The organism is Verrucomicrobiia bacterium (assembly GCA_035460805.1).
Lineage (GTDB): Bacteria > Patescibacteriota > UBA1384 > CAILIB01 > CAILIB01 > DATHWI01.
In genome coordinates this window covers 1-10,227 of record DATHWI010000080.1, presented here as the reverse complement: position 1 = coordinate 10,227, position 10,227 = coordinate 1, and the positions used below count along the sequence as shown (strand labels likewise).

The 10,227-nt window shown below is 54.0% G+C and carries 9 protein-coding genes; all 9 read right to left on the bottom strand.

Annotated elements, in window-relative coordinates; all coding sequences use genetic code 11:
- Positions 1–701: FtsQ-type POTRA domain-containing protein (locus VLA04_03055; protein HSI20660.1), on the bottom strand; the 701-nt coding region annotated here is incomplete at its 3' end.
- A 4-nt stretch (positions 702–705) separates the two neighbouring features.
- Positions 706–1,689 carry an FAD-binding protein gene (locus tag VLA04_03050; GenBank protein HSI20659.1) on the bottom strand — a complete coding sequence of 328 codons (984 nt, stop codon included), beginning with the start codon at positions 1,687–1,689 and terminating at the stop codon, positions 706–708.
- Positions 1,683–2,720, bottom strand: coding sequence for an FAD-binding protein (locus VLA04_03045; GenBank protein HSI20658.1), 1,038 nt, complete (start codon positions 2,718–2,720; stop codon positions 1,683–1,685). The genes VLA04_03050 and VLA04_03045 overlap by 7 nt, the downstream gene beginning before the upstream one ends.
- On the bottom strand, positions 2,705–4,012 hold the full coding sequence (locus VLA04_03040; protein ID HSI20657.1) for a Mur ligase domain-containing protein: 1,308 nt from the start codon (positions 4,010–4,012) through the stop codon (positions 2,705–2,707). The genes VLA04_03045 and VLA04_03040 overlap by 16 nt, the downstream gene beginning before the upstream one ends.
- A gap of 21 nt (positions 4,013–4,033) precedes the next feature.
- The gene (locus VLA04_03035; protein ID HSI20656.1) at positions 4,034–5,164 is read right to left on the bottom strand and encodes a UDP-N-acetylglucosamine--N-acetylmuramyl-(pentapeptide) pyrophosphoryl-undecaprenol N-acetylglucosamine transferase; all 1,131 of its coding nucleotides are present in this window, start codon (positions 5,162–5,164) and stop codon (positions 4,034–4,036) included.
- The gene (gene ftsW / locus VLA04_03030) at positions 5,161–6,357 is read right to left on the bottom strand and encodes a putative lipid II flippase FtsW (protein HSI20655.1); all 1,197 of its coding nucleotides are present in this window, start codon (positions 6,355–6,357) and stop codon (positions 5,161–5,163) included. The genes VLA04_03035 and ftsW overlap by 4 nt, the downstream gene beginning before the upstream one ends.
- A 2-nt stretch (positions 6,358–6,359) precedes the next feature.
- Positions 6,360–7,766 carry a UDP-N-acetylmuramoyl-L-alanine--D-glutamate ligase gene (gene murD / locus VLA04_03025; GenBank protein HSI20654.1) on the bottom strand — a complete coding sequence of 469 codons (1,407 nt, stop codon included), beginning with the start codon at positions 7,764–7,766 and terminating at the stop codon, positions 6,360–6,362.
- The gene (locus VLA04_03020; protein ID HSI20653.1) at positions 7,763–8,779 is read right to left on the bottom strand and encodes a phospho-N-acetylmuramoyl-pentapeptide-transferase; all 1,017 of its coding nucleotides are present in this window, start codon (positions 8,777–8,779) and stop codon (positions 7,763–7,765) included. Before VLA04_03020 ends, murD begins: the two co-directional genes overlap by 4 nt.
- A gap of 3 nt (positions 8,780–8,782) precedes the next feature.
- Entirely contained in the window at positions 8,783–10,099 is a 1,317-nt protein-coding gene (locus VLA04_03015; GenBank protein ID HSI20652.1) for a Mur ligase family protein, read from the bottom strand.
- Positions 10,100–10,227 lie beyond the last annotated feature (128 nt).

Below are 10,227 nucleotides of genomic sequence, written 5' to 3'. Positions count from 1 at the left end.
TTCAGTGATACCTTCACCCCTGGCTTAGTCATCATGGTGACATCGTACGTAGTAGCACCTACTTCATAGGAAGTAACCCGGTACTCCGGCAGATGCTCAGACATCTTTGCCTGAACTTCGCCAATAAACGTAAGGAAAAGGCTGCTGGCAACCTGCTGCCCCACCATGGCACCGAGCCCAGAACGGTCAATAATATGGGGAAGCTCGTCCAGGGTTTTCCCGATTACCGTATCGGTAGAAGGGAGGTTGCTCAGGCCGTATTCAAGGAACGAGTCGCCATTGGAATCGAGCACCGAGCCCTTCTCGCCTGTCACCCAAAAAGCACGGGCATCGCGCTCCGCCACCTCAATGAGGATAGTATCTGGCAATCCCCTAAGCACCCGGACTTGGTTTACTGCAGGGTTCTGAAGAAGGTTACTAGAGATACGGTCTTTGGGGATGGTCCAAATACTGCCCCCCTTAGGGATGCTGTCCTGAATAGCGCCGGGCTCAATAAGCGAGGCGCCCCGCACCTCAATATGTTTCACGCGGAAAGCCGGACCGGCTACCAACATGTAGAGCAGGCCAGCCGCCACGGCAAAAGGCAGTACTTTCTTGAGAATTACAACAATAGACCTTGGTGACCACTGCCGCGCGCGCGGCTGGAGGTTCCCATAGATCTTTGGCGTCCGACGTACATATCTACGACGTGGAGTACGCATACATTCATGCTACCACAGCATCTTCCCTTCGTGTCTCAGGCCAATACCCTAGACGCTCGAAGCATGGGGTAAGTTCTATCCCAGAGCTATCTTTAACTAACTGTTGCAATGCCTGCACAGTTTGCCAAACAGCGCTCGCAGAAGCACCTTTCCTGGCCCGCAGGTAATTTGGCTCCCGCTTATCCGGACGGACGCCCTCTACCACCAGTCGCTGTGCCTTGGAATAGGTTAGGATCTCTTTGACGGACTGACCGCCGCCCGGCTCCATGAAAACTGGACCAAAACTGAGCCCACTAGGCGCCTTCTCCCTCTGTTCTGACTCGCGCTGAATACGCCGCTGGATCTCGTCCGGACGGACCGACGTGAGCTGGAACTGCACATTCAAAAGGACGGGGCGAGGTGCGTCATACGCCCGCTGATCGCGGCCATGGCGCAATTTGGTGACCTTGTCATCCCTGCGCAGCCAGTCGGCACGTTGCCGCACGACAGTGGGATATGGCTTCATTTTTGTAGGAGGCATAAGCACCGTAATGTGCCGGATGAATGACAAGATACTCGTACCACCCGCTTCCAAGCCGTGGTAGACGGCACCCCCAATTGTTCCGCCGTGACCGTAAAACTGGGTCATGCCACCATAACCCCTGGAAGCAGCCATGGTTATGAACCGCTGGAGTGACATCCCACTTTCCACTACCACCTGGCTACGGTCCGCTGCCACAATGAAGCCTTCCGATTTGTTTGAGATGACGAGCCCTTGGTACTCTTCATCCGGAAATAATACGGATTTCCCCGCGCCCACAATTTCGTAGGGGATATGCGCATCGATTGCTGCCTTGACCGCACCCGCCAACTCCATGGCATCGCGCACTTCGGTAAAGTAAGAAGCCCTTCCTCCTGCGCCTAACCCGTTCCACTGCCCAAGTGAAACCTGCTGATCAACTTGGCGGATGTCACGCAAGAGCTGCTTGTAAACTGCCTCACTTACCATTGGTGGTTCTTACCTTCTGCATCAAAACAAATCACCTCTGGCGCCAGCCAAATACCATACACTTCATGCACCCGGTTTCGCACCCGCTCAACAAGGCGGATGAAATCTTTCTGTGTCCCCATACCCTTGTTGATAATAAAATTGCCATGCGAAGGGTAAACCTGCAACCCACCTTCTTCCCAACCCCGGCAACCCGCATGCTCCACATACCAGCCGGCAGCCACCATACCCGTTTCTTTCACCACCTCGTCAAAAGCAGAGACGTTCTGGAAAACAGACCCGCTGTTGGCGCCGCTTGGCTGCGCAATGGTCTTGGCTTTAGTCCAAGTAATATACAGGTCCTTGGCCTTCCCGGCTTCTTCAAGAGAAACCCTTTGCAGTTTTATGACGATATCCCAAATCGCCTCTTCAGGATGGTCATGGAAAACGGAATAATCATACGCAAAACCCAACGCGGAGGGGAGCCGTGTCACCCATCCGTCACGCGGTGAATAAGAAGTGACTTGCTGCACAACTTCCGAGAAGAAATGCTTCTCCCCGTGGATGTTATTGAATACCGCACCCCCTGCTGCACAGGGGATACGCGCAAACCACTGGAGCCCCACCAGGTTTTGCTGAAGCGTCCACATGACTAATTGGCCCCAGGGGACGCCCGCACCAACCCGCACCCAAACCGCCTCACCTTCCGGCAGGTGAATCTTTTCCAACTCCAAGTACCCCTTGCCCTCTTCCCTACGGTAGCGCTCATTTTGGGTAGGCAGGGGAGCCTCGGAAAAATGGGCATCGGGGAGAACTTCCAATGTTTTATTGGCAGGGATAATGAGCAATCCGCCAAAGCCTTCATCTGGCAAAAGCACATCGCTGCCTGCCCCTAAAATGCGGTAGGGAATCCCCTGCTCCCCTGCCGTTTTAATGTCGTTTTCCAACTCTTCCGCGCTTGCTGGCCGGCTGACGCGCACCAACCCACCCACACCCATAGTGGTGAGGACACTCCCTTCAACGGATTCCCAGGTGTCTATTCTGTTCGCCATCGGTCTGTCAGGGCGCGGATGTTGCCGGCCCCCATTACCATAAGCACCCCTCCTTGCTTACTTGCTTCTTTCACCAAAGACTCCAGCTCAGTTATATCTGCCGCCACCTCGACTTTCATTCCCGGTGGGGCATACTTGTCGATTTCCCTGGCAATAGCGTCACTTTCAATCTCAATCCCCTCTTCCCTACCGGCTACATGGTAAATAGGCGCCAGGATAAGCCGGGTTACTGGATGCTCATCAAACGCCCGTCCGAATTCTTTCAGCAGCGTTTTGGTCCGCGCTTTTTGGTGCGGCTGAAATACCACCGTCTGCTTGGTTGTCCCAAACTTCTCATGCAACCCACTCAGTGTGGCCGCAATTTCTTTCGGGTGGTGTGCGTAGTCGTCGTAAAGCTCCGCTGCGTTCCATTTGCCTAAGTACTCAAACCGGCGGCCTGCGCCTGGGAAAGTGGCGAGCGCCTTCTTGATTACCTCTTGGGAGATGCCCAACTCGTGCGCAACGCGCGCTGCAGCGGTGGCGTTGAGCAGATTATGGATGCCAGGCTGAGGAACACGCACGCCGGGCCAGAGGTGTGCCTCGTCGTACCATCGCTCACGGTATTTAAAGCCTTTTACCGCCTTACGAACCCTGCCATCACGCCCATATCCTACTACCACGGCATCCTTGGGCAAGTTGCGAAGGAAGCGCCGGTAAGAGTGCTCTATTTCTGGGAGGCCCTTGGTGTAGTAATCGGTGTGGTCCAAATCAATGTTCAGCACCACGGCAATCTGCGGGTAGAAATTATGAAAACTGCGGTCAAATTCATCTGATTCAAGCACGAGGTATTTACCCGCCCCAATGCGCGTCCCCTTCCAGGGACCTACCGTACCGCCCACAAAAACGGTCGGGTCCAAGCCCGCTTCGGCAAGGATCCACCCAATCATCGCGGTAGTAGTAGTTTTCCCGTGTGCACCACAGACAGAGATGGTGTGGTACTGGCGGGTCAGCTTCCCAATCCACTGGGCACGCTTCACAACAGGAACCCCACGTCGGACAAGCTCCTCAAATTCCGGATAACTTGGCGAGGTAGGAGTAGCAGCAGAGGTCATTACTCCCTCGGTTACATCTGCAGGGATAGCGCTGGGGTTTGAGCCAATATGGATGTCTGCACCAGCCTCACGAAGCCGGGTTACTTCCGCAGTTTCCTGGACATCACTACCGGACACCTTCCAGCCCTGCTTTAAGGCATAGTCGGCAATCCAAATGGTGCCGACCCCGCCGATGCCAATAATGTAGAGATGCCGTGTCATATATGTATCCTAAAGCAAACGTTAGGCGTCGAGAAGCAGATCCGCCATGCGCAGGGCGGCATCGGGATAGTCAAAGTGGCCAATGGCGGCGCGTAAGCCAGTCTGCTCCCGCTCGTCACTCATGAGCTCCCGAATTAGCTTCTCTAATTCCTGGGGAGTAGCAGTTGTCTCATCCAACGCCACGGCTGCACCCGCCCCTACTACGACACGGGCGTTTGCCCACTGATGGTTTTGGGCAGCTGTGGAAAGCGGGATCAAGATAGAGCAGGCACGTGAAGCAGCCAACTCCGCAATGCTTCCTCCTGAGCGACTAATAACTACCGCGCTTTTTTGGTACAGCGCTGGCAGCTCATCGGTCAAGAAAGAAACAACGTGCAGCCTCGACCTCTGGAACTTGGAAAGCTGTTTCCGCTTTTCCGTATACAACGCATGCTCGTGAGGGCCTGTCACATGGACTACTTGGAAATCATCCAAAAGCTTTTCCCAAACTTCACTCACCAACTGGTTGACCCGCCGTGAACCTTGACTGCCACACACCACGGAAATAAGAGGCTTTTTAGGGTCCAGCACCTCCCCCTCAATATTCGGCAAAGTCTTTGCCTGAATATAAAAGATGTCACGCACCGGCTGCCCCGTATGGACTATCCGGCGGCGAGGGAGCTGCGTGTACACCTTGGCGGGGTATGCGGTACAAACCACTTTAGCAAACTTGGCAATGAACCGTATGGCAAGGCCGGGATTTGCATCGGACTCATGACAGACAATAGGGATGCGCATGCGGGCGGCCGCCAAGGCAACAGGGATAGTACTGCCGCCACCCTTGGCAAACACCACGTCTGGTTTTAGCTTCTTAAGGAGGATTCGCGCCTCTCTCAAGCCTGCCATCAGCCCCTTTACCTGGGAGAAGTGGTTAAGCGTCATGTGCCGGTGCAGTTTTCCGGAATGCACCATGTGCTTGGCAAAAGGAAGCTTTGACCCTTTGACTAAAGGTGACTCCAGGTCTGTAGGCAAACCTACGTAGCTCAGTTTTACCGGATACTCTTTCCGCTCGGCAGTGTCATGTACCGCCCCTAAGACTGCCAAAAGCGGCGCAATATGCCCGCCTGTTCCCCCGCCGACAAAGAGAATGTGGCGCTCCTTCTCAGGTTTCACGCCGCCCTCCGCCGGTCAGCAGTACGACGGGCTTCAGCACGCCGGTCTACCGCTGAATTCCGCCGCTCTGGCGCCTCGTTCTTTACAGGTTCATCACTCCCCTGACGGGAGATATTAAGAAGCACGCCAATAGCCGCCAAGGAGATGATGAGGTTGGTTCCACCATAGCTAATGAACGGAAGCGGCACACCCACCAATGGCACCAAGTGCGCCATGGATCCTAGGTTCAAAAAGGCTTGGAAAGCAAACCAACTGGTAATGCCCACTGCAAGCAGGCGCCCAAACACATCTTGGGAACGCAGCGCAATCCTAAAGCCGCGGTAGGCCAAAAAGATGAAAGCCACCACTACTAGGGCGCCAACCATAAAGCCAAGCTCCTCCGTAATGACCGCAAAAATAGAGTCTGTGTGTGGTTCAGGAAGGAAAAGCCGCTTCTGGCCACTTGCCCCAAAGCCCAGGCCAAACCATCCACCTGAACCAATGGCAATGGCAATGTTATTCACATGCCAACTAATACCGCTCGTGTCAGAAGTAGGGTTAAGGAAGGTGGTAATGCGGGCACGGCGGTACGGCTCGGACAGAATTGCCAGGAGCGCCAGACAGACACCACTCGAGCCCAAGACAAACTGCTGCCAGGTCATCCCAGCCACGAGGTAAATGGATACTGCAGCCGCAAAGAAAACGGCCAGCGTGCCAAAGTCGGGCTGCTTAAGAAGCAGGAAAGAGATGATGGTAAGGACGGCAGCAAAAGGCAGGAAAGTGCCAACTATGTCATGCATTTGTTCCTGGCGCCTCGCCAACCACGCTGACACATACATGAGGAATGTCAGCTTTCCCAACTCAGAAGGCTGAAAGCTGAGAGGCCCAATATCAACCCAACGGTGTGCGCCGTTGATTTCTCCCCGTGAGAGGAAAAACACACTCAAGAGCAGTACAAGGGTGATGCCAAGCATCCATGCCGCGTACTTCTGCCAAATGCGGTAGTCGATGTTGGCCATCACCACCATGGCAGTCACGCCAATAAGTGCGGAAAGAATTTGCTTCTTAAAGAAGAGCTGGCCATCACGGAAAATCTCATGACCCAAGATGACTGAGGCAGAGTAAATCATGACGATACCAAAAAGCGTCATCGCAATGACGGTAATGATAATGGTGATATCGGCACGCTTCCGCCGCAAGGCAGTGGTTGTCATGATTATGGTTCGTAACGGTTGCGCACTGCTTTCACAAACTGTTCCCCCCTGTCTTTGTAATCCTTAAAAAAGTCGAAACTTTTGGTAGCAGGAGAGAGGAGTACAACATCCCCGGGTTTAAGGTGAGGATGGATGCCGGAAAGGATCGTCTCCATTATAGGCTCCTTTGCCCCAGTAAGCAGTAGGCACTCACAGTCACGGCGCTGTTTGGCGGTCTTACGGAATAATTTCTCTAACGCCGGCGTATCCTTACCTGGAATAAGGCTAACAGTAGCGCAACGCTCCAAAGCCGCACGCACCACGGCATCAAGGGGCTGCCCCTCGGTCTTACCACCTAGCAAGGCGTGGATACGCCTCCCTGGGAAAGCTTCCATGGCAACCACGGCAGACTCTGGCGTGGTAGCAATGCTGTCATCATAAAACGAAACGCCGTTGTATGTTCCCACCAAGGAAAGGCGATGCTCCAACCCCTTAAACGCAACTACTTTTTCAGCAATCCGGGCAGGTGAAACCCCATAGTGCAGAGCGGCAAGGGTAGCGGGAAGGATGTTCTCCAGGTTGTGGTCACCCAAGAGGACACGACCCGTAATGTCGATGGATTCCAAGCCGTTGCCCTGCTGTACGAAAATAACCTCCTGGCCATCCAGGTTCTCTACCCATGCCGCTTCGCGCTGAGGGATATGGCGGGTATACCTAAGTACCCGTCCCTGCACGGCAGCAAAGAAGGGGGCCATATCTGCATATTCCCCATTCACAATCGCCAGGTCTGTGGGGCGCTGGTGCGCCAAGATGTTTACCTTAGCCGCTTGGTACGCGGAGAAAGTCTTGTGGTGCTCGAGGTGCTCAGGCACAACATGGAGGGCAATGGCCACGTGCGGGCTCATGTGCATATCGGTAAGTTGAAAACTTGAGAGCTCCAACACAACCAGGTCATCTTCCTCCAAATCATCTACAAACGAGAATGGGTCCACACCAATGTTGCCCGCCAAGTACGTCTTCCCTTTGGTATACCCGGCAGTCAGCATATGGGAAAGCAGCGTAGCCGTTGTCCCCTTACCCTTTGAACCAGTCACCCCAATAATCTCACACGGAGCCAGCTGGAAAAAAAGCTTCGTTTGGGAGGTAATGACAATACCCTTCTGTACGGCTTTCTGGATTGCGGCGTCGTAGTAGGGAATGGAGGGGCTTCTGAAAATGACATCGAACTGATCAAGATCAGAAAGAATGTCCGCGCGGATATCCCACGTGACCCCCTCTATTTCCGAAGTAACCTTTTCGTTCTTGTCACGCACGGTCACCGAAAAGCCCTGGCGGGTAAGCCATGGCACCAGGTGGTGATGGTTTACGCCGTACCCCAGGACACCAATTCTCTTCCCGCGGAGCGCCTGCAGCGCACTCGTCCCATTCATTGGACAAGGGCTAACATGAGGCCTGCAGCACAACCAACGGCGGCTATGACCCAAAAACGCATGGTCACGCGGGCCTCAGGCCAGCCGATTGCTTCAAAATGGTGATGGATGGGTGCCACTAAGAAGACTTTCCGCTTAAAGAGCCTTTTGGAGGTAATTTGGATTACGGTAGAAAGCCCTTCCAAGAGCGGGATAAGCAAGATAAACGGCAGAAGCACAACGCTATTGGTAAGGAAGGCCAAAATGGGCAGGGTCATGCCCAGGGCCATACTCCCCGTATCCCCCATGAAAAAGCGGGCAGGGTGAATGTTAAACCATAGGAAAGCAAGGAGCGAGCCCAGCATGGTGGCGCAGAAAACGGCCAAGTGGACCTTTCCCTGGACCAATGCAATGAAGAGGAAGACAAAGAAAGCTAGGAGAGATACACCTCCCGCCAAGCCATCCAAGCCATCGGTTTGGTTCATGCTGAATGCCACAAAAATGACGGTCCCGATAAAGAGTGGGATGTACCAAAGCCCAATATCAAAGTTGCCGATACCAGGGATACCTACGCTGCTAAAACCTAATTTACTGTAGAACCACCAGGCACCAACGGCAGCAACGGCAGCATAGACCCAGAACTTATGCTTCAGGCGCAGCCCACCACCATTGGAGCCCTTTCCCATCACATTCATGATGTCATCAACACCACCAATGATCCCTGCGGAAACCAAGGCGAAAATAGGGAGCCAGGTCTGTCCGCGGTCCAAGTGGAAGAGTGCAGTAAGAACCGCAGTGGTAACCCAAAACAACAGGCCACCCATTACTGGGGTCCCTGCTTTTGACTCATGGAGCTTGGAGAAAATAGGGGCTGCCTTGCCATCTGCACCATGTTGACGGAGCCGCTTACCCAACCGGTTCTTGTAGAGGAAATTGGTAAGAATCGGCGCCACGAGTATGGCAATGACAAAGGAGGCGACCACGAAAAGTACGGTCTCTTTCAGATCTTGTGTGGGGATGGTGAGTACCGCCATATGTTATTCCTTCCAAGCGTTAGACTGACGGACGAGAAGCTCTGCAGCAGTATCAGGCTTTGCCATGAGACGCTTCACAAGGCGTTCAAGGCGCATGCCGTTCTGCGATGCTTTCACATAAATAATATCATTCCTCTCTACGATCTGATCCAGATGGGTAAAGAGTTTTTCTGGCGTATCAAAGCCCAACACATGATGGCCGGGCATACCGGCTTTTTTGGCCGCATCAACCATTTCATCGGCAAACTGGCCGAGTGCCACAAAGAAATCCACTGACTTTGCGGCGGCAGCTGCCACTTCCTGGTGTGCCTCAACAGCCACCTCCCCCATTTCGTTCATGGTGCCAAGGATGGCGACCGTGCGCCGGCCCTGGGCCCAAGGACGCAACATGGCCACGCCAGCCACGGCAGCCTCAGGAGAAGCGTTAGCGGAATCATCCACAATAGTGACATCCTTTATGCCCGCAATAAGGCGGCCACGCCCTGCAGGAACCTGGTACGCTTCCACTCCCTTTTTGAGGTCGTTAGGCATGAGGCCCTCTTTCGCCCCAATAGCCACGGCTGCTACGAGTGGCGCCAGTTGCTGTTTACCTACTACTGCCACCGTGGCTTCAAGTACACCCTGGGTATTCCGGATAAGCGATTCTGCCGATACCTTGGTGTCCGAGCTAAATTCGCAACTCATTCCCTTGGGAGTGAGATTGGTAACTTTGCCGCGTATATCCACCTTGGCTTGGTTCTTGGTAAGGCCGGCAACGCCAAAGGTAACAGTTTCTTCGGGCCAGGTCGCTTCTTTCAGGAATGGGTCGTCGCCATTTATGACAACATACCCACCAGAACGACGGTAGTTGAGAAGATCCGCCAGCTCCGCCACCACCGCTTCCTGAGTTTTGTAATACTCCATATGCACAGGGCCACCAGAAGTAACCACCACTACGTCTACCGGTACGCGCTTGCCTAAAAATGCCAAGTCGCCGGGCTTGTCGGAAGAGTACTCAAGCACCCAGTACGGTTTTGCCGCTGGGGCAGGAAACATTGCGGTGAGTGAGCGAATGATAACCTTAATCCACGCGCTACCGCCCCGTACTTTTTCGCCAAAGCCAAGGAGGGACAAAGGGATGCCCGTATCGGTTGCCAAGTTGGCAATGGTTTTCACCACCGGCTTCCCTGCAGCCTCTAGCATAGTGGCAATAGCCTCTTTGGTGGATGTCTTTCCCACGCTCCCAGTCACTGCAATGACATAGGGATTCTCAGCCTTAAAACGGCGCTTTACGGCGCCCCACATAACAGACAAGACAAACTGGCGGACGATGGCTCTCATTGCTGTTTATCGAATCATTTGTTCGTAGGCGGAATCTGATAGTAGTGTAGCAGGAACCTGGAAATACGCCCAAAGAGGGGCACTGCCGTTCCCTCGGCAAACCGGCCAACCTTTTCCAGGTTAGGCTG